We start from the raw sequence: 20,916 nt of genomic DNA, 5'->3' as shown, positions 1-20,916 counted from the left end.
TACGCCGTTACAGATCAGCCAGCAGGGCAGCCAGTTCCGGGTCCATTTCTTCTTCGCCATCTTCGGACCCATCGCCAAAGTCGACGTCATCATCATCCCCGAAGGACGACAGGAAATCATCCAGATCGCCCGCATCATCTTCGTCTTCGGCGGCGTCGCCGCCGCCCGCCAGATCGGCCATCAGGGCCGCCAGTTCCGGATCATCGTCGTCGTCATCCGCATCATCGTCGCCGAGGTCGAGATCCGAGATGTCGTCGTCCATATCCGTATCCAGATCGAAATCATCCTCATCATCCGATGTATCGTCGGCTTCCGGCTCTGGCGGAACATCCGGTGACGGTTCGGGCACCGGAACGCCGGTCCACGGGCCCAGAATCTCCTGCCCGGCGACCGAGTTGAACGAACCCAGCCGTATTTCGTCCCGTCCCTTGACCGATAGCACCGGCATATAACCGCGCTGCACCGAATGTTCGTGTTTTTCCAACGTGATGTTGCGCTCGGTACAGGGCAGCGCGACCTGATCGCCGTAGCGGTCATTGACGAAATGGTATGGTATGCCGCCAAGGCTCATGACCGAGCCGAGGTTCATCGCCTTGCCATTCTGCCTGAACGAGCGTGCCAGCAGGATCGTCACCAGCACCGCCGGATTGGCCCAGAGCATGCCGCGCAGGCCTTCGGTCTCTGTGAACTCCTCGAAATCGAATTCGTAGATCGGTTCCGACTTGGCCCCATAAGGCCGTCGCAGCAGGAACCGGGGCGAGGCCAGCCCCACATGCCCCGCCTCGGGCATGGCGCGGAACATGTCCCAGGCCTTGACCACCAGCGGGTGGCGATCCTCTTTCTTGATGTCCAGATAGCCCGGCGTGATGGCGCTGATGAAGGGCGCGTCCACATGCGCCGCGACCCGGCCCACGCGGCCCAGCAATTCGGCATGGGGCGGGGTTTCCTCGAACGTATAAAGCCCGATCAACGCCGAATAGCCTCCGCGCCCGTTTTCTTCGTCCAGCGGTTCTTCGGTCAGCAGGCGCACCAGCCCGGTTTTGGCGAGATCTTCTTCCGCTACCAGATCGGCGGCGATTTCTTCTGCGGAAACGTCATACAGGATCACGTCCAGCGTATCGTCATCCTCGACACTGCGTGCGATCAGATCGAGGCTGCGCCACTGCGCCTCAACCGACTGGAACTCGGGGTGGTGCAATACCATCCGCATCGCCGCGCTCAGCGCCTCATCCACCGCCGTCTGCATGGCGGAGACATCGGGGCTGGGCAGCTTGCGGATATGCGGCCCGACCACGCGTTTCAGCAGATCGTCCACCGGAGACGGCTGCGCCAGTTCCCAGCCGGTGTCGCCGATCAGCTTCTGAAAATCGCTCAGTTTCAGATCGGCCCGCACGGTATTGCCGCCGGAAGTTTTACGCGGAGGCACCACCGCCTGTCCGAACTCTTCCCCCCAGGCAATCAGCTGCTTCGCCGCGTGATCAGCGGTGGCCCCGGCGCTGAGCTGGCTTTTCAGACCGGACAATCCATCGAAAAGCTCAACCTTTTCATAGAGTTCATCCGGATGCAGATCGTCCAGTTCCTTGAGCTTGACCTCGATCCCTGCACCGTCCTTGCCGATGGGCAGAACCAGCGTGGTGGCGAAGCTGGAAATCACATCCTCGACCGTATCCGGGTCCAGCAGGATCGGCTTGCGCGCGGCCAGCGCATCCCCGGTTTCAATTTGCCCGCGGGCAGACCGGCCGGTGAAATCACCAAAGATCGCGATACGGAACCGGGTGCGTTTCAGCCGCTCGGGGTCGGGCCTGTCGGCGCTCATCCGGCCAAAGGCGAGCGCAGGCTCTCCGCTTGGCTTCGCGTCTTCTGGCGCGGTGTCCGGTTCCGGGGCTGCATCTTCCGTGTCGTCATCGGACAACAGGTCGTCGAGGTCCAGATCCAGATCGTCCGCAGAAGTTCCGTCCTCATCATCGGTTTCATCCAACAGGCCGTCCAGATCGATATCATCCAGATCAATCTCTTCGGCGGCAGAGTCCGCCTCATCAGACAGCGCGTCATCGCCGAGCAGATCGTCAAGGTCCAGATCGTCCAGATCAATGTCAGACGTTCCTTCGGTTTCCCCGTCGCCGGAGGGCGCATCCACGCCCAACAGGTCGTCGAGGTCTGAATCCAGATCCTCATCCGTGCCCTCGGCCTCGGTCTCTTCGTCCTCATCCAACAGGCCGTCCAGATCTAAATCATCCAGATCAATCTCTTCGGCGGCAGAGTCCGCCTCATCAGACAGCGCGTCATCGCCGAGCAGATCGTCAAGGTCCAGATCGTCCAGATCAATGTCAGAGGTTTCTTCGGTTTCCCCATCGTCGGAGGGCGCGTCCTCACCCAAAAGATCGTCGAGGTCTAAATCCAGTTCTTCGTCCGTACTCTCCGCCTCGGTCTCTTCGTCCGAGGTTTCGTCTTCATCCAAAAGACCATCCAGATCGAGATCATCGAGGCTTGCCTCATCCGCATCCGTTCCAAGATCGCCAAGAACTGACTCCAGTTCATCCTCCTCTGCTCCATCCTCATCCGGTTCTTCGTCGGATGTCAGATCGCCAAGCAGATCATCCAGATCAACATCATCTTCTTCAGCGTCTTCCGGTGCATCCCCGGCCAGATCGCCCAGCAAAGTCTCCAGATCATCGTCGTCTTCGCCACCGTCCTCGGGTGCCGCATCCGCCAGATCGCCCAACACGTCATCGGAGATGTCAACGACCTCATCCGGCTCCGCTTCCGGCATAGAGGCAAGAATGTCGTCCGTGACTTCCGCTTCATCCGAGTCCTCGGGCGCAAGATCGGCCAGATCACCCAAAAGGTCATCCAAATCGCTGTCATCTTCGGCTTCGGCTTCCGGCGTAGCCTCGGCCAGGTCCGTCAGAATGTCCGAATGATCCTCCTCTGCCGTCTCCTCAACGTCCGGCAACGACGACAACGCGTCGGCGGCAGCTGTATCCTCACCCTCCTCCGGGGCAAGATCGGCGAGTTCACCGAGCAGATCATCCAATTCGCTGTCGTCTTCGCCCTCTTCCACCGGCGCGGCTTCGGCCAAACCGGTCAGAATGTCCGAATGATCTTCGTCTGTAGTTTCTTCAACTTCAGGCAGCGATGACAACGCATCCACAGCAGATGTATCCCCCTCCTCCTCCGGGGCCATATCGGCGAGGTCGCCCAGCAGATCATCAAGATCACTGTTGTCGTCGCCGTCATCCTCCGGCGCGGCCTCGGAAAGTTCGGTCAGGATGTCGGAATGATCTTCCTCGACGGTTTCGGCTGTTTCGGGGATCGAAGACAAGGCATCTTCAACCGCACTGTCCTCGGCAACCGGTTCGGGGGCCTGATCCGCAAGACCGGCCAGAATATCGTCGCTTTGATCCTGTTCGTCGCTGTCCTCAACCTCGGGCAGGGAAGACAGCACGTCTGCCGCGGAGGTATCTTCGGCCTCTTCCGGTGCCATGTCCGCGAGTCCGGACAAAATATCGGCCGAACCGTCCGGGGCCTCTTCAACCGCAACTTCTGGAATGGACGACAGCGCATCTTCGACCGAGTTTTCCTGCGGCGCGTCCTCAGGTGCGGTGCTGGCCAGATCGGTCAGGACGTCAGAGGTTGTATCCTCGGTCTCAGCTTCGGGTGCGTCCGGCAGGGAGGACAGAGCATCCTCAAGCGCGGTATCTTCCGGTTCTTCATCCGATGCGCTGGCGGCAAGGTCTGACAGCACGTTGGCCGAGCTTTCCTGTTCTTCGACAGCCTCAACCTCGGGCACCGAGGCCAGCGCATTCTCGACCGAACGATCCTCGGGCGCGTCATCCGGGGCCAGGTCGCGCAGGGCATCCAGCGTTGCCTGCGTGTCGTGACCTTCGACCGGGCTGCTGGCAAGCGCGCCCAGCAGCGCCGGGTCGGCCAGTATTTTCTCGATCAGCGCCTCGGCCCCGGCCTTGCCGTCCATATAGGCCATCAGGGTCGACAGCTGCGTCCGCGCGTCCAGAAGTTTGCGCAACGGTTCAATTTTGGCTGCGATCTGCGCGGGGGAGAAATCGGCCATCTTCTCGAACGTCAGATCGACCGCCAGATTGCCCTCGCCCGTCAGCGTGTTCGGAACCGCAAATTCAACGCGCGGGGCCATCGCCTTCATCCGGTTGTCGAAATTATCGACGTCGATCTCAAGGAACTTGCGATCCGAGACCGTTGGGGTTTTAACCGTGGACTTGCCCGACAGGTCGCTGAGCACGCCCATGACAAAGGGCAGCTGCACCTTTTTCTGAGCGCCGTAAAGCTCCACGTCATATTCGATCTGAACCCTGGGCGCCCGGTTGCGGGCGATGAATTTCTGCGAACTGTCAGCCATCGTCCTGCCCTTTCAGTTCCGCCACTTCGTGGCGCAGGGCTTTGACCTCGACCAGCAGTTCCTTGACGCGGTCGTCGACAACGTCGGTTTCGCTGCGCACAAGCTCGCGCAGATGCGAGAACTCTTCGACCGACTCATCCTCCACCGCCGATTGCATCGTATTGACCAGCAGACCGATGAACAGGTTCAGCACCGAAAACGCGGTGATCACGATGAAGGGCACAAAGAAAATCCAGGCGGTGGGATGCACCTCCATCACCGGTCGGACGATGCCCATCGACCAACTTTCCAGCGTCATGATCTGGAACAGCGAATAGAGCGAGCGGCCCAGCGACCCGAACCATTCGGGGAAATCGGGGCCATACATCAACGTGGCCATGACGGCGAAGACATAGAACACGATCGAGATCATGATGATCACCGCGCCCATGCCGGGCAGCGCATCCAGCAGTGCCTGCACCACCGCGCGCATCTGCGGTATGACCGACAAAAGACGCATCGCCCGGATGACCCGCAACCCCCGCAGGGCGGACAGACCATCGCGGTTGGGCAACAGGCCCAGCGTCACGACCACAAGGTCAAAGATATTCCACGCGTTGTTAAAGAAACTCAGCCGGTAAGCATAAAATTTCACCAGCAGCTCGGCGACAAAGATACCCAGTACAATCGTATCGATGACGCGCAGGATGTGTCCGACATTGGCCTGAATTGACGGAGACGTGGACAGGCCCAGCGTGATCGCATTGAAAATGATCACGCCCAGAATCGTATTGGTCACGGCCCGGCGTTCGACGAATTCCCGGGCACGTTCGCGCAGCGAGGGATCAGGGGCCGTACTGGATTCCAACGGGCTCACTCCTTTGAACCGTACAGACAGCGCCGGATCTGAGCCCCGGCGCTGCCCGCGATAGTCAACTTACTTTACGGCCTTCACAATCTTTGCACCGGATTTAGCCAGCGCCTTGCCTGCGCTGATCATGAAGTTTGCCGTGTCTTCGTGATCTTCCGCGAATTTGATCGCTTTGGACAGCTTGCCGCCATCCCAGATGCCCTTGGTCTCAAGGTCCTTGATGACCTTTGCGGCCTCGGCTTTCAGCTCATCATATTTCTTCTTTTTGGTTTCGAATTTTTCCAGCTTGTAGGCCATTTCCTTTGCAAGACGTTCCGCCTCGGCAGCCTCGGCCGAGATGGCTTTGTCCGGGTGGCCTTTCATCTTGTCGGCGTTTTCGCGGGCTTCATTTGCTTTCACCAGCGCCTCATTCATGTGCTTGCGCATCAGCAGCATGCGCGTGGCACCATCCTCAAGGTGCTTTTTCAGCGATTTCACGTGGCCCGAAGTGCCAGCCATCAGCAGCTTGACCTTTTCCTTCGGCCCCAGCTTGCGGAATTCCGACGCTTTCTTCTTTTTCTCCTGATACTCGACAGCCTTGGTGATTGCGTTGATGTCCTTTTCGATCTTGTCCAGGAAACCCTTGTAGCTGTCATATTCCTTCTTGATGATCTTGCCGCTGGACACCAGCGCCCCGATGCCGGTGCCGATGGCCGCAGCGATTACAACCGCGGCCACGCCGCCGGTCAGAACCGTCGCCGCGATCGAGGCCGCCGCGACCGCCAGCGTGATCAACACCAGCGCGGTGATTTTCAGACCCGTCTTGATCTTCTTGCGGGTCATCTTCTTTTTCAGCTTCTTCTCGACATAGTCATAGACCTGTTCCATGCAGGTCGTCGCCAGCGACTGGACCTCGCTCTGAAAGGTCTTGAGACCCTGCTTGATCAGCTGGTTTGCGGTTTCGATGAACTTCTTCAGCTGGTCTTCCGAATAGTCCTTTTTCTCGATGTCCTTTTCGGTTCCGTCCATTGCCTTTTTGAACTCGGCCGAGCGCTTTTTCTCAAGCTTGGTAAAGTTCTTTTCCCACAGCTTGGCATAGGCTGCGCGAAGCAGCTTGGTTTCGGTCTCGTCCTCGCCCTCGGGCACGGCATGGGCCACGGTGAACTCGCATTTTGGTTGTTTGAACATCTTGCCCTTGTACCCGATGTTCAGTTGCGCGCTTGTTGTGAATGCAGCCATCGTCTCTCTCCTGTTGTGGTATGTGATACGACCTTTGGTTGATCGCCCTTAGTCAAACCCATAACTGAAGTCGCCGTCTGTGACGTCGATCACGACTTTGGCAACTTCTTCACCTTCCATCATTCTTTTCAGAAATTCGGTCGAGATATCGGGCAGCATCGTGTTGGTCACGATGGCATCAATCATGCGCCCACCACTGTCGAGCTCCTGACAGCGGTTGACGATCTCTTCGACCACAGCGTCGGTATATTCGAACGGCACGCCATGGGCCTGGCTGACCCGTTTCTGGATGCGGCCCAGTTGCAGCTTGGTGATCTCGCCCAGCATGTCCGGGCTGAGCGGATAATAGGGGATCGTCACCAGACGCCCAAGCAGCGCGGGCGGAAAGACCTTGAGCATCGGGTCGCGCAGCGCCTTGGCCATGCCTTCGGGGTCGGGCATCAGATCGGGGTCGGCGCACATGTCCATGATCATCTCGGTGCCGACATTCGAGGTCAGCAGGATCAGCGTGTTCTTGAAGTCGATCACGCGGCCTTCGCCATCCTCCATCACGCCCTTGTCGAAGACCTGAAAGAAAATCTCGTGCACGTCCGGGTGGGCCTTTTCCACCTCGTCCAGCAGCACCACCGAATAGGGCTTGCGCCGCACCGCCTCGGTCAGCACCCCGCCTTCGCCATAACCGACATAGCCCGGAGGCGCGCCTTTCAGACTGCTGACAGTGTGGGCTTCCTGATACTCGGACATGTTGATGGTGATGACATTCTGTTCGCCGCCATACAGCACCTCGGCCAGTGCCAGCGCGGTTTCGGTCTTGCCGACCCCGCTGGTACCCGCCAGCATGAAGACGCCGATGGGCTTGTTCGGATTGTCCAGACCGGCCCGGCTGGTCTGCACCCGCTTGGCGATCATCCTCATCGCGTGGTCCTGACCGATCACCCGCTGCGCCAGACGGTCTTCGAGGTTCAGGATCGTGTCGATCTCATCCTTGACCATGCGGCCGACGGGGATACCGGTCCAGTCACCAACCACGCTGGCCACCGCCTGATGATCGACGATAGGCAGGATCAGCGGGCTGTCGCCCTGCACCTGTTCCAGTTCTGCGTTCCTGGCCTTGAGTTCAGCCAGCAGAGCTTCGCGGTCGATGGGTTGCACGTCCGGGGCTTCCTCGGTCGCGGCCTCGCCTTCGGCGGTGCCGGTGCCTTCGACTTCCTGCCCGCCTGCGCGCAATTTGGCCCGCAGGTCGAGGATTTCTTCGACCACCTTCTTTTCGGCGTCCCAGCGCCTTGTGAGTTCGGCCAGCCGCGCCTCTTCCGCCTCTTTCGCGGCATTCACCGCCTCGCGCCGGTCGGCGACGTCATAGCCTGCGGTTTCATCGCGTTCGATGATTTCGAGCTCGGTGGTCAGCGCCTCGATCCGGCGTTGGCTGTCATCGACCTCGGCGGGAACCGCGTGCTGCGAAACGGCAACGCGCGCGCAGGCCGTATCCAGCAGGCTGACCGATTTGTCCGGCAATTGCCGCGCCGGGATATAGCGCGCCGACAGCGTCACCGCCGCCTCGATCCCTTCATCCAGCACCTGTACCCGATGGTGTTTTTCCAGCATCGAGGCGATGCCGCGCATCATCAGAACCGCCTTTGGAATATCCGGTTCCTCGACATGCACGACCTGAAAACGCCGGGTCAGGGCCGGGTCTTTTTCGATGTATTTCTTGTATTCGGCCCATGTGGTCGCGCCGATGGTGCGCAAAGTGCCGCGCGCCAGTGCCGGTTTCAGCAGGTTGGCCGCGTCGCCGGTGCCTGCCGCGCCACCCGCGCCGACCAGCGTATGGGTTTCATCTACGAACATCACAATCGGAGTGGGGCTGGCCTGCACCTCATCGATCACCTGACGCAGACGATTTTCAAACTCGCCCTTCATCGACGCGCCCGCCTGCAGCAGGCCCACATCCAACACCAGCAAGCGTACGTCTTTCAGCGCCGGGGGTACGTCGCCACGCGCGATCCGCAGGGCGAAGCCTTCGACCACGGCGGTTTTACCCACACCGGCCTCACCGGTCAGGATCGGGTTGTTCTGACGGCGGCGCATCAGCACGTCGACGATCTGACGGATTTCCTCATCCCGGCCCACAATTGGGTCAATCTCGCCATTGCGGGCCTGTTCGGTCAGATCGGTGCAGAACTGCTCCAGCGCTTCCCCTTTACCCATCGCGCCGGGGGCCATCGCGCCGCTGGCCTCGCCGGGTTCGGCCCCGCCACCCACATTCGAGCCATCCTGCGCACCCAAGCTGTCCTCGGGCGAGCCATCGGTGGCCTCGGCAAAATTATCAGCCAGATCATCCGCGCCGATCTTGGCCAGTTCCGGCGACATACTGGCCAGAATGTTGCGCAGCGCGGGCGTCTTGAGCATGCCCAAAATCAGATAGCCCGTCCGCACCTTGCTGTCGGAATAAAGCAACGAGCCCCAAACCCAGCCGCGCTCCATCGCGTCCATCAGGTGATCGCTGAGGTCCGAGATCGAGGACGCCCCGCGCGGCAGCATGTCCAGCGAGCGGGTCAGTTCCGAGGCAATCTTGCCCGGGTCCAGATCGTAATGCTGAATGATGCGGTGAATGTCGCTGTCCTGACCGTTCAGGATCTGATGCAGCCAATGCTGAATCTCGACATAAGGATTGCCCCGCATCTTGCAGAACACGGTGGCCCCTTCGATCGCCTGATAGCCCAGCTTGTTCAGCTTGCCGAACAGCGACACACGGCTGATTTCCGTCATCTTCAATACCTCTCGTTGCGGGCCGGTTCTTCGGCCTCAAATTCTTGGTTCATATATCCGGGATAGAGGATCAGATCGTCCGCATCCGGTCGAGTTTCATCGGGGTCGTCGCGGGTCTTGATCCAGCTTGTGTGACCCAGCTGCGTCGTCCCCCCAAGGGACGCGCGCGGGACTTCATCACCGGCGAGAACCAGATTGACCTCCCAATCCAGCGTGTCGCCCACGTAAGTCCGCAGTATAGATTCCAGCCGCTGTTGCGACACGCCGCCGGGCAGCAGTCGCTTGTAATCCGGCAGCGACACCGGCCCGATCCGAATGCGGAACTTGGCCGAGCGCGACCAGACCCGGTTGCCGATGCTGGTCGACTGACCCAGACGCGCCGGGCCGCCCAACTGCCAGGTGTCATCGGGTTCAAGCTCCAGCCACGAGCCGACGAATTGCTGCACATGCGCATCGACCCCGAAATAATCCGAGATGATCGCGACCAGCCCCTCAACCGTCTTGGTGCCCGATCCCAGATGCCCGGCGAAAAACCGGCGCAGCATGTCCGACATCGCGTCGCGGTCGCTGAAATCGCCGCCCTTGAACCCCGCCAAGGCCGCCACGCGCTGCTCGAACGGATCGTCGCCCCGGTCGAAACTGGGCGCCGGCTCGGCGGCCGACCACGCACGATAGAGCAGACTCATCATTCGATGGGTCAGCATGTCGGCAAAAGCGACAAAGGTCGGGTCGCGGTGATTGCGCTGCCGGTCGCGGGCAAATTCCGTCAGATGCAGGGGCAGCGGGCCTTGCGGGCCAAAGAAGCCAAAGAACAGATTGCTCAGCTTGCCGGGTTGAGTGTCCGAGGCCGGTTCGAACCGCGTCAGCGTGTTGGGTGGAAAGGCCAGCGACACGTCCTGACCCAACCGCACCCGGTCTTCGCGCGGGCGGCGGGATTCACCCAGACGCGGCGCATCGTGATAATGCGCCTCGATCACCCGAAGCGCCTGAAAGACGTGATGCCTTTCAGGGTCCGCCGCCAGAGCGGCAAGCAGGCTCAGATGATCCTGCCCAGGCCGGCTGCCGGTCGCCATCTGGCAATCTCTCCCCTTCTTTCGGTTTTCAGCACAGTTTCGGTGAAACTGTTGATCGTCGTGTATTTGCGGAAGAACCGTTCCAGCACAGCACCCAGGACGTAAACGCTTGTCCCTTCGTAAAAACTTTCGTCAAAGCCCAGCGTAATCTCGAGCCCGCGCACGGCGGTGCTGAGCACCTCGTCGCTCATCCGGCGCACGATGGGGCGGCTGGTGACGGACACCACGCCTTCAAGCTGTTTTTCGGTCACGCGGTTGCCCAGCGGGGCGTAGATTCCCAACAACTCGCGCAGCGCCCCAGACCCGCCTTCCCGGCCCTCGCCCGCAATCGACAGGTAATTCAGGCTCAGATGGCTGATCAGCTTCCACGCCGCATCGCCCTGCGCCAGCGTTGCATGGGGCCGCGTGGGCGTGATCGGGGTGCGCACCGATTTGACCGGCCCGCCATCGGGCAAATGGAACACATCCTCGCCGCCTGCCGCCAACAACATGGGCAGATCGCGGTTGGAACATAAGGCTTCAACCGCCAACTGATCCAGCGATCCCGGATAGGGCGCCTGCGCGCGGTCCACCAGCGTCAGATAGACCTCGGAGCCCAGATAAGACGTGCGCACCCCGCGCAGCCGTTCCTTTTCGTTGCGCTGCCGCATTCGGCGCTTGATGGTGTAATAGGCCGAGTGATTGTCGCCCGCCGCCGTCAGATCGGTGTCGCTGTAGAACGGGCGGAAGGGAATATCGCCTTCTTCGTCCGACTGGATGCCCGTCACCCGCTCGATCGAGAAAACCTCATAGTCCAGACCCGCCGTCCGGTTCGGAACGACATGGTGCTGGGTGTCCATCTGGGTGATATGCACCCGGTCGCAGCGGCGGTGGAACAGATTCACCGCAGGCACCGCGTTCAGGGCAAAGGCCGCGGGCGTCACCGCCGGGGCCACGTCGCGCATACCGTCCTGCAACAGGATGTAGATATCGACATCATCGCCCGCCGACTGTTTCAGCGCCGGTTTCAGGCCCGTCAGTTCCACGAACAGGAACCGTTCGGGCATTGCAAAATATTCCTGCAACAGGCGATAGCCGTCAAAGGACTGGCGCGGGGTCGGCAACAGGGCTTCTTCCGGCTCGAACCCTTTGGGAACCACATCCGCATCATGCAGGCGCACGGCCCAGTCCGCCCGCCGGTCTGTCGACCGACCGGTCAGGCCGACGCATTGGGTGCTCAGCAGCTCGTGCAAAGCCCAGGGTTTGCCGCTTTGGGTGTCGAGATGCAGCACCAGGCTGTCCATCTCGAGATCCGCCATCGGTTCGCCGTCGGTGCGGTGCAGGCGCAGGCGGATACCGGCCCGCGCATCGGTTTCCTTGGCCACACCCGCCGCAACCAGTTCACCGCGCCCGTCGATATATTCGGCCTCGGTGATCGCAATGGGCCAGAGCGTCAGGTCCGCCGACGTCGTGAATTCGCACGCCGTCTGTTCTCCTTCCGCCAGATGCGACCGCAAGGTCGAGCCCCGGGCAATCGGATACCCTTCTTTCAGCGCGGCATTGGCCACGTCCGGCTCCAGTTGCGCGATCATCATCGACGGGGTCGGGGCCAGATAATGCGGGTAGACGATTTCCAGCAGGTTCGAGGTGAAGGCCGGGAACTGCATTTCCAGTTCCAGCTGCACCCGCGCGGCCAGAAAAGCGCTGCCCTCGAGCAGCCGTTCCACATAGGGATCGACCACCTCGATCCCTTCCATCCCCAGACGCGAGGCTATCTTGGGATAGGCGCTGGCAAACTCGGCGCCCATTTCGCGCAGAAAGGCCAGTTCGGTTTCGTAATGTTTGAGCAGCCGTGTGTCCATGACTAGCTCCGCTCAATCGCAACTTCGCCGGTGGTCACATCGACCCGGCTGCGCAGATACAGTTCCAACGGCATGGGCTGCGCCCACATCACGGCGCGGATGTCGAATTCCACATGCATCTCGCCCGAGCCCTTTTCGGACCGCAAATCAACTGAGACCGAGCCTTTGACGATCCGGGGCTCGAACACCTCGATCGAATCGGCAATCGACTGCTGGATGCGCTGCGCCTGATACAGGGTGGAAAACGACCCCGAGGTTTCCCGGATGCCGTAATTCAGCACGGATTTTGCCGCATAAGGATAAATCTCTTCATCAATCAGGTCGGATTGATCCGTAGTGTTGAGCAACATGGACAGATCGCGCTGGATGATTTCCCGAAGCCGTCCGACATCGATCACACGTGCATCGCGCCCCTCCTTCAACTGGTCCGGCGCGTCATCGGTCAGCCGGTCAAGAAGCGAAGGTTGCAATCGTTCGGCAAGTGTCTTCTCAGCCATCTCCCGCCGTTTCCCCGGCCTCTGCGGCCACATTCAGTACCAGTTCGCGGATATCCAGCAGCGCGACGTCGGATTTGTCGGTGGCCAGCAGGCGCTGACCCAGGCCCACAAACGTATCCGCCCCGGCATCGACCCAGCTTGTCGCCCGCGCCAGACGCGCGGCATCGTCGCCCTGTTCGGTCGTGCCCGCGTAGCGTGTCGGAATCAGCGCCGCGACCTCGCCACCGCTGGCGACCGTCAGCGTGCAGGCGGTCCAGACCGCATCGCGCAGATCGCTGGGCGCTTCGATATCCAGCCGGACGATCTGCCCAAAAGGCAGCCAGAAATAACGCCCGTTCACGATCACTTCGAGCACCGGACCCAGACGCATATCCGCATCGGCGATCCATTCGAACGCCTCGCCATTCACGGTGCCGGACGTCGCGGGTGCCGCATCGAAGGCCTTGCCGCGCAGCTCGGCCGCCTGATCGAAATGGCCGCCCGCCGTCAGTTTCTGCGCTTCGATCAGATGGGCCAGCCACTCTTGCGGCTCGCCGAAAATCATCGGAGTCTTTTCACCCGCAAAGACCTTTTCGCGATAAACCTCGCAAATGATCGCCTCGCGATAGGTCTTGGCCATCATCGTGGCCGCTTCATCCATTTCCGCACTCAGCTTCAGCTGCGTGATCGCGCGTTTCCAGTCGCCCATGACGCAGAGCAGCTGAAACAGAAAAATCCGCAGCTTGGCGTCTGCGGGATTGGCGCGGATCTTGTCTTGCAACGTGGCCAGCGTGGCCGCCAGATCGCCTGATTTAAGATGCTCTTCCGGCGTCATGAAACCCTCGTGCAGTCAGGATGAAAATACCAAAGGCTCTGGCGAAAAAACACGCCAGAGCCATTCTTTCAGGCCGGAAATCAGCTGACGTCGCCGGTTTCCAGGTTCCATTTGAATTCGTTGCAATCGCTGAGCTTGCCGGTCTTGAAGTCAGCGATCTTGTACTTGATCGAGATACCGCGATACGCAACCGTCCAGCTTTCGGTCGGGATCGATTCTTCACCACCCGACACCGAATAACTGTCCACGATGGCATCACGCAGGGTCAGGATCAGATAAGGCTCCATGCCTTTCTTTTCATCGTCGCCCGAACGGCACAGGTGGATTGTCATCTCGGCATTGGCTTTGCCCGAAGCGACATAGGTCATCAGTTTTGCCGAGGCTTTGCTCAGCTCAGTGCTCAGCTCGACCTTGCCGAAATTGGCATTGGCATATCCGCGCTGGGTGGTCCCCATGTCGCCCATATCCAGTGTCCGTTCCACATTCCAGCTGATCTCTTTACAAGCGATCCAGTCCGTGTGTCCTTTTTCCCGGGCCTCGCCAGGGAAGTCCATTTTGATGAATACGTTTTCCATTTTCCGTTCCTTTGATGTCTGTAGCTTTGGTTTACGGGAGCACCGTTCGGGCGGCAGTGAAACGCTTCACATGCCACCCATTTTTTTGCGAATTAACCGGCTTTTTCTGACGGAAGTTTCGAAACGAGACGCAGCGAAACCGACAGACCCTCGAGCTGGTAATGCGGACGCAGGAAGAACTTGGACGTGTAATATCCTGGGTTCCCTTCAACGTCTTCAACAACCACTTCGGCCGAGGCGAGCGGCTTGCGCGCTTTCTCTGCTTCGGCAGAGATATCGGCGTTGAAATCCACGTATTGGTTGATCCACTCCTGCAGCCAGGACTCCATGTCCTGACGGCTTTTGAACGAGCCGACTTTGTCGCGCACCATGCATTTCAGGTAATGCGCAAAGCGGCAGGTCGCGAACAGGTAGGGCAGGCGCGCCGCCAGATTGGCGTTCGCGGTTGCGTCCGGATCGTCATACTCGGCGGGTTTATGCAGCGATTGCGCGCCGATGAAGGTCGCCGAATCGCTGTTCTTGCGGTGGATCAGGGGCATCATGCCGTTCTTGGCCAGTTCCGCCTCGCGCCGGTCCGAGATTGCGATCTCGGTCGGGCACTTCATATCCACGCCGCCATCGTCGGTCGGGAAAGTATGCGCCGGCAGGCCTTCGACCGTACCGCCGCTTTCCACGCCGCGAATGCGCGAACACCAGCCATATTCCTTGAACGACCGGTTGATGTTCACCGCCATGCCATAAGCCGCGTTGACCCAGCTATAGCTGTCGCTGTTGGCACCGCTGGTGTCTTCCTCGAACGCAAATTCCTCGACCGGTTCGGTCTTGGAACCATAGGGCAGACGGCCCAGGAAACGCGGCATCGCCAGGCCGACATATTTGGAATCCTCGCTTTCGCGCAGGGACCGCCATGCGGCATATTCCGGGGTCTGGAAGATCTTGGTCAGGTCGCGCGGGTTGGCCAGTTCCGACCAGCTGTCCATCTGGAACAGGCTGGGCTTGGCCCCGGTGATCAGCGGCGCATGCGCTGCGGCTGCGATCTTGGACATCTCGCCCAGCAGCTCGATATCCTGCGGGCTGTGGTCGAAATGATAGTCGGCCACCAGCGAGCCATAGGGTTCACCACCGAACTGGCCGAATTCCTCTTCATAGAGCTTCTTGAAGATCGGCGACTGATCCCACGCGGTGCCTTTGAACTTGCGCAGCGTCTTGTGCATGTCCTTTTTCGAGATGTTCATCACGCGGATTTTCAGCATCTCGTCGGTTTCGGTGTTGTTCACCAGATAGTGCAGCCCGCGCCACGCGCTTTCCATCTGCTGAAAGTCCGCATGGTGCAGGATCAGGTTGACCTGTTCGGTCAGCTTCTTGTCGATCTCGGCGATGATGCCTTCGATCGAACGCAGCGCGTCGTCCGAAATCAGACCGGTATTGGCCAGCGCCTGCTCGGCCAGCGTCTTGACCGCGCTTTCAACGGCGGTTTTGGCCTGATCCGATTTTGGACGGAACTCTTTCGTCAGCAGAGCTTCAAACTCTGAGGACCCAAATGCTGTTGCGCCTTCGGCGGCTTCTACCTTGGCTTCTTCTTCGGCCATCTTTTATTCCTCCTCAGCAGCGTCACCGCCCGGTTTGGGCTGGGCTGCAAGTGTCTTCAGCAGGCTGGGGTCCTGCATGATTTTTGAGATCAGGTCTTCGGCGCCGGTTTTGCCGTCCATATACGTCATCAGGTTCGACAACTGGGTGCGCGCGTCCAGCAATTCCTTGAGAGGCTCAACCTTGGCGGCAATCGCGGCGGGGCTGAAATCGTCCATGCTTTCAAATGTGATATCGACGGCCAGGTTGCCTTCGCCGGTCAGAGTGTTGGGCACGGTGAACGCGGCGCGCGGGGCCATCGACTTCATCCGGTCGTCAAAATTGTCGACGTCGATTTCCAGGAACTTCCGGTCGGCAACCGCGGGCTGTTCGACCTCGGATTTACCGGCCAGATCGCTCATGACGCCCATGACAAAGGGCAACTGAACCTTTTTCTCGGCACCATAAAGCTCGACATCATATTCGATCTGAACTCTCGGAGCCCTGTTCCGGGCTATAAATTTTTGTGAACTGTCAGCCATCTGATGCTCCTCGATTCATCCATCAGTGTTTGTTTTCAATCCGTTATCAGGGGTTTGCCGTTAACGGATCAGTAATCATCATCGTCGGATTTCAGCCCGCCGATTTGGCGCACCTCATCCAAACCTTCTTTCGCCATATCTTCGATAATCGTCAGAAAATCGGCATTCACAAGCCGCTTGGCCCGTTCCAGCAAAACCGGCAGCGGGCTGGAGGGTTCGCAGCGGGCGTAATAATCCATGATGCGTTCCAGCATCATCGTGACATCATCGGGCGAGTTGATCGCGCCACCGCCGGATGGGGCAGCCGCCGCCGGGGCAGAGGCGGAAACAGGCGCGGCATCTTCGCCTGCGTCTTCAACCGGCATGTCGCCGACATCGGCATATTGGGCCAGAGCTTGCCTGATGCTGGTCAGCGCCTCGGTCAGCGGGTCCAGATTGGGCCCCTCGCCCGGGGTTTTGTCCGAAAAAACCGCATCGATTGCGGCCACATCCTCAATCGCCGAAGCGACGGCCTCGGCATTGGCGGCCAGAACCTCGTCATCGGTATCCTTGAACGCGGCGGCGGCGCCGGTGGCGTCGGGAATGACGTCCAGATCTGCCGGCATGTTGATCCGGCCATCGACCACATCCAGATGGCGCAGGGTCATGCTGCCGAAAGTACGGCTGTCGGTCAGACCGGTGCGACGCAGCGCGCGCACCATCCGGTCGGATGAGGCCAGACCGCGCACCGCGTTGATCCGCATCGTCGCATCGCCGTCATCTTCATCCAGTTCGGGATGGCAGGTGTCCCAGAACTCTTCCAGCAGAGATTTCACATAACCGATCGAGGTCGCGAAGGCGGGCAGGCCCTTGGTGTGCAAAACCGCCTCGGCCAGATAAATCGCCGCGCGCAGGTCGTGGCTTTTGTCCATGACAGCCAGCGCTTTGGTTTCGACGTCGCGCCAGTCCTGTTCCTCGGCAGCGACGACCTCGTCACCCATCTGACGTTCTTCACCGGGCTGAGCGGCAATCTCGAGCTCGGTGAAGGCCGGATCGTACTCCAGATTTTCACCGCTGGGGGGTTCTTCACCCCGGGGTTCCAGATAAGAAGTTAGATCCATGTTCTCCCCAATGACGTGTCGCCCGTTGGCCGTCTGTTGTTCTTGTCGCTTCGCTTAGCGCAGTGTTCATGATCACGTGTATGAATTACTTCACATGATCGCCGAACTGGCAAACAAATCGCGTTTCTTCGCGGCCTATGTGATGAATCAGCCGCATACCCGGTGCAAAGTCAAACCCAATAAATACGTTTTTTTTGCGACATAGGTTCCCTAGCGACACCTGCGGGGCAGAATAACGTCCGACAAGGCGGCACAAGCCGCGCGCATCGCCCGATTTTTTTCTTCGCGCTTGGGGTCAGATGCTGCAATGATCGCAGTCAAACCAATCCGGTCCGACATCCCGTCCGGGGCTGTTTCACGCCGGGGCCAAAATCAGACATTCGAGACTACGAACAGGGGACAACGCATGAAAACAGGCATTATTGGAGCGCTTGCACTGGCTCTGTCAGCGGTCAACGCGCAGGCAGACGAAGGGAAGCTGTCCATCGAGCTGAACAAGTTCGAGGCCGGAGAGACGGGCGGGTGCCGCGCGTTCTTTCTGTTTCGCAACCAGACCGGTAACAGTTTCGAAGAGTTCGAAATGTCGCTTGCGATCCTCGACACCAACGGCGTGATCGACCGGTTGCTGTCCATCGACGCCGCCCCCCTGCCCGTTCAGCGCACCGTGCTGAAACTGTTCGAAATCCCCGAAATCGATTGTGCGGATATCTCCGAGGTGCTGCTGCATGACCTGCCCGCCTGCAAGCCGCAGAATGCCGAGCCCCTGGATTGCTTCCCGCTGTTGGTGCTGGACAGCAAGACCTCAGCCGGTCTGGCGCAGTAAGCCATGCCGGGGTTGGAAAATCTGGGCACCGGCGGCCCGATCATCGCCGTTCTCGCGCTGCTGTCCGTGTTGTCGCTGACGCTGATCGTGGTCAAAACCATTCAACTGGCTCCGGTTCGGTCCGGCGGGCCCGAGCGGGACGCGGCCTTTGTCAAATGGGCGGGCGGCGACCGCCAGCCCGCTCAAGCTGCGTTGGCGGCGGGCAAATCCCCGGCGGACCGGGTCTGCGCCTATGCGATGCAGGCGCTGATCGACGGGTTCAGGGGCCCGGCGCTGATGACGGAACTCACGCGGCGCGGCAATCTGGAATTCGCAGCGATGAGCACCTGGATTCGCGTCCTTGAACTGATTGCCATGATCTCACCCCTGCTGGGGTTGCTGGGCACCGTGACCGGGATGATCCAGTCGTTTCAGGAACTGGAACTGGCGCAGGGGGCGGCCAATGCCTCGGTCCTGGCGGGCGGAATCTGGCAGGCGTTGCTGACAACCGCTGCCGGGTTGCTGGTGGCCATTCCCGCCGCCATCGGGGCCTCTTTGCTTTCGGGCCGGGCCGAGGCGGGGGCGCAGTCGATCGAAAACGCGGTGGGCCGGCTGATGGTCATCGAAGAGCGCGGTGCACATTAGGGAATCGTCGATGTCCAGCGAGTTGAGCCTGAGCAGACGCAAGCCGACGCGACCGTTGATCTCGCTGGTGCCGATGATCGACGTGATGCTGATTCTACTGGTCTTTTTCATGGTCACATCGACCTATCTGAACCTCGACATGATCCCGGCGCTGGCCCAATCCGACCGCCCTGTGCCTGCGCAAGGTGCGGCAAATGACGCGCCCTCCGGTGCCCTGCTGATCCGCATCGGTGCGGATGGCGCGCCCTATTTTCAGGGCCAACCCATGACCGCGGATGACCTGGCAAGGTTACTGGCCGACCGCCTGGCACAGGAGCCCGCCAGCCAAGTCATCATCCTGCCCACCGGCGGCGCGGTGTTGCAGTCGCTGGTGTCGGTCATAGATGTGGTCACCAGCGCCGGGGCCACCAACATGCGTGTCGTCCGGCTCGAGGCCCGCCCATGAGGATCACCCGCCCCGCCCCGCGTCACCACCCCGAGACCATCATTGCCCTGATCGATGTGGTGTTCTTCCTTTTGGTGTTCTTCATGCTGATCGGTCGGATGGACGCCACAGCACCGTTTGACGTCACCCCGCCGACAGCGCAGACCGGCGCCGACATGCCTGCGGGTGGTATGACCCTGTCTGTGGGGGCGGATGGAACGCTGGCGCTGGATGGGGTGGTACTGTCGCCGGATGAGGCCACCCGGCAGGTTCAATCGGTACTTGAAACCCAGCCCGACACCCTGATCCGGATCAACGCCCATCGCGACGCCGTGCTGCGCAACATCCTGCCCCTGATCGCGCAGTTCGAAGCACTGGGCGCGCGCGAGGTTGTGCTGGTCGTAACCCCTTCGGGACCAGTGCGGTGATCCGGGGGCCGCTGATATGGGGTTTGGGGCTGACCGGATCGCTTGCCCTGCATCTGGGGGCCGCCGTCTTTCTGATCTGGACCGTCGAGCCAGAGCCGGTGGTCGAGCAGCCGGTGCCGGAAACACGGATGCAGCTATCTGCCCATCAGGTAAAGCAAAGTCAGGCTGTCGAGGCACGCCTCGACCGCGACACCGCCCGCGCCCAAGATGCCACGGGCGCGCGGCTGGATCAGGGGGTGATCCGTCAATCGACGGCCACCGCCGCGCAGCTTCCGCAGCAGGCGATTGCGACGTCCCGGCCCAACAGCAACACCTTGCCCCCCTTGGATCAAATCGCGCAAAGCATCGAACCCCTGATCGCCGAGGCCGACGCATTGAAGGAAACCCCTGACGCGAATCAGACCGTGCAGGCCGCAGACGTATCACCAACCCTCCTCCCCTCTTCTGTGTTGCAGGCCAACCCGGTCCGAACAGAGGTCGCCCCGACGCAGGCTGTCGCACTTGCGAACCCGACCTCGGATCTGGCCAGACCGCTGCAGCCCCAGCCCGTCGCGCTGACCCAAACCCTGCCCGACATTCCCAAAGCCAGCGCATCCGAGGTGTTTTCGACCACCGGCGACGGCCCAATCGACCCCGTCTCGCTGGCCGCGATTCAAAGCTTCATGCGCCCCGAGGATGCCGGTCAAACCGCGCAGGACCTGCGGGACGGCATTGATGGGTTGCTGTCGCAAATCCCCTGCTCTCGCCTGCAGGTTCAGTTCCAGCCCGACACCAACACGCTGGAAGTTATTGGACATATCCCCGAGGACGGCTTGCGCGCGCCCACGCTGAATGCCCTTCAAGCGCAAATGGGTGAGAATATCCGTATCGCCGATAACCTGCTGATCCTGCCCCGCCCGCAATGCGGGGCGCTGAGCCGTATCGCGGATGTGGGGTTGCCGCAATCGACCGATCAGATCACCAACCCGTTGCTGATCGGCGAGGACGTGCACGCCCGCGAGTTCCGCTACACTCAAGGCCAGCAATTGATTCTGGACCTGACCGGCGCGGATTACGACGCCTATGTTTATGTCGACTATTTCGATGCCGAGGGTCAGGTGATTCACCTCAGCCCGAACACGTCGACGCCGCTGGAGCTGACCCGGGCGAAAACGGCTTTGCGGGTCGGGGCGGCGGCACCGGGTGATCCCGGCCTCTACATCACGATCGGGCCGCCTTATGGACAGGAAATCGCCGTCGCCTTTGCGGCCTCGGAGCCGTTGTACCAAGGCGACCGCCCGCTGGTCGAACCTGCCGAGACCTATCTGAGTTTCCTCAAATCCCGCATTTCAGCCGCGCGGGCCGAAAGCCAGGATTTCAAGGGCGAATGGGTTTACTTCTTCATCACGACCTCCGAGCGGTGA

The 20,916-nt window shown here is 60.5% G+C and carries 17 protein-coding genes; 5 read left to right on the top strand and 12 right to left on the bottom strand.

Annotation, left to right across the window (positions count from 1 at the left end; all coding sequences use genetic code 11):
• Positions 1-7 precede the first annotated feature (7 nt).
• The 12 genes from tssB (ACR0K1_RS00480) to tssA form a co-directional block, all read right to left on the bottom strand.
• Positions 8-4,372, bottom strand: coding sequence for a type VI secretion system contractile sheath small subunit (gene tssB / locus ACR0K1_RS00480; RefSeq protein ID WP_480848037.1), 4,365 nt, complete (start codon positions 4,370-4,372; stop codon positions 8-10).
• Positions 4,365-5,219, bottom strand: a complete 855-nt coding sequence (locus ACR0K1_RS00475; protein WP_480611692.1) for an ion transporter — start codon at positions 5,217-5,219, stop codon at positions 4,365-4,367. The genes tssB (ACR0K1_RS00480) and ACR0K1_RS00475 overlap by 8 nt, the downstream gene beginning before the upstream one ends.
• A gap of 69 nt (positions 5,220-5,288) precedes the next feature.
• Positions 5,289-6,440: a hypothetical protein gene (locus ACR0K1_RS00470; protein ID WP_480611693.1), complete on the bottom strand. Its 1,152-nt coding sequence runs from the start codon at positions 6,438-6,440 to the stop codon at positions 5,289-5,291.
• Positions 6,441-6,488: 48 nt separating this feature from the next.
• Entirely contained in the window at positions 6,489-9,206 is a 2,718-nt protein-coding gene (tssH, locus tag ACR0K1_RS00465; protein WP_480611694.1) for a type VI secretion system ATPase TssH, read from the bottom strand.
• 2 nt (positions 9,207-9,208) lie between these two features.
• The gene (gene tssG / locus ACR0K1_RS00460) at positions 9,209-10,279 is read right to left on the bottom strand and encodes a type VI secretion system baseplate subunit TssG (protein ID WP_480611695.1); all 1,071 of its coding nucleotides are present in this window, start codon (positions 10,277-10,279) and stop codon (positions 9,209-9,211) included.
• On the bottom strand, positions 10,243-12,120 hold the full coding sequence (gene tssF, locus ACR0K1_RS00455) for a type VI secretion system baseplate subunit TssF (RefSeq protein ID WP_480848033.1): 1,878 nt from the start codon (positions 12,118-12,120) through the stop codon (positions 10,243-10,245). Before tssF ends, tssG begins: the two co-directional genes overlap by 37 nt.
• 2 nt (positions 12,121-12,122) lie before the next feature.
• The gene (gene tssE / locus ACR0K1_RS00450; protein WP_480611697.1) at positions 12,123-12,617 is read right to left on the bottom strand and encodes a type VI secretion system baseplate subunit TssE; all 495 of its coding nucleotides are present in this window, start codon (positions 12,615-12,617) and stop codon (positions 12,123-12,125) included.
• Entirely contained in the window at positions 12,610-13,431 is an 822-nt protein-coding gene (locus ACR0K1_RS00445) for a type VI secretion system accessory protein TagJ (protein WP_480848031.1), read from the bottom strand. Before ACR0K1_RS00445 ends, tssE begins: the two co-directional genes overlap by 8 nt.
• 80 nt (positions 13,432-13,511) lie before the next feature.
• Complete coding sequence (locus ACR0K1_RS00440) at positions 13,512-14,006, bottom strand: Hcp family type VI secretion system effector (protein WP_480611699.1); 495 nt, start codon at positions 14,004-14,006, stop codon at positions 13,512-13,514.
• A 92-nt stretch (positions 14,007-14,098) separates the two neighbouring features.
• A complete protein-coding gene (gene tssC / locus ACR0K1_RS00435; RefSeq protein WP_480611701.1) occupies positions 14,099-15,595 on the bottom strand; it encodes a type VI secretion system contractile sheath large subunit in 1,497 nt (498 codons plus the stop codon).
• Positions 15,596-15,598: 3 nt separating this feature from the next.
• Entirely contained in the window at positions 15,599-16,114 is a 516-nt protein-coding gene (gene tssB / locus ACR0K1_RS00430) for a type VI secretion system contractile sheath small subunit (RefSeq protein ID WP_039526464.1), read from the bottom strand.
• A 68-nt stretch (positions 16,115-16,182) separates the two neighbouring features.
• Positions 16,183-17,214 (bottom strand): type VI secretion system protein TssA, encoded by a 1,032-nt coding sequence (gene tssA / locus ACR0K1_RS00425; RefSeq protein ID WP_480848028.1) that lies wholly within the window; start codon positions 17,212-17,214, stop codon positions 16,183-16,185.
• A 406-nt stretch (positions 17,215-17,620) separates the two neighbouring features.
• Here tssA and ACR0K1_RS00420 point away from each other — a divergent pair, with 406 nt between their 5' ends.
• The 5 genes from ACR0K1_RS00420 to ACR0K1_RS00400 are packed head-to-tail and all read left to right on the top strand — an operon-like array spanning position 17,621 to position 20,916.
• Entirely contained in the window at positions 17,621-18,037 is a 417-nt protein-coding gene (locus tag ACR0K1_RS00420; protein ID WP_480611703.1) for a hypothetical protein, read from the top strand.
• Positions 18,038-18,040: 3 nt separating this feature from the next.
• Positions 18,041-18,661 (top strand): MotA/TolQ/ExbB proton channel family protein, encoded by a 621-nt coding sequence (locus tag ACR0K1_RS00415; RefSeq protein ID WP_480611704.1) that lies wholly within the window; start codon positions 18,041-18,043, stop codon positions 18,659-18,661.
• A gap of 10 nt (positions 18,662-18,671) precedes the next feature.
• Positions 18,672-19,106, top strand: coding sequence for an ExbD/TolR family protein (locus tag ACR0K1_RS00410; protein WP_480611705.1), 435 nt, complete (start codon positions 18,672-18,674; stop codon positions 19,104-19,106).
• Complete coding sequence (locus ACR0K1_RS00405) at positions 19,103-19,513, top strand: ExbD/TolR family protein (protein ID WP_480611706.1); 411 nt, start codon at positions 19,103-19,105, stop codon at positions 19,511-19,513. Before ACR0K1_RS00410 ends, ACR0K1_RS00405 begins: the two co-directional genes overlap by 4 nt.
• Positions 19,510-20,916, top strand: coding sequence for a DUF4384 domain-containing protein (locus ACR0K1_RS00400; protein WP_480848025.1), 1,407 nt, complete (start codon positions 19,510-19,512; stop codon positions 20,914-20,916). Before ACR0K1_RS00405 ends, ACR0K1_RS00400 begins: the two co-directional genes overlap by 4 nt.

This window comes from Ruegeria sp. F5, from assembly GCF_056533845.1.
The sequence above is the reverse complement of the archived record's forward strand: the minus strand, read 5'-3'. Positions and strand labels throughout refer to the sequence as shown.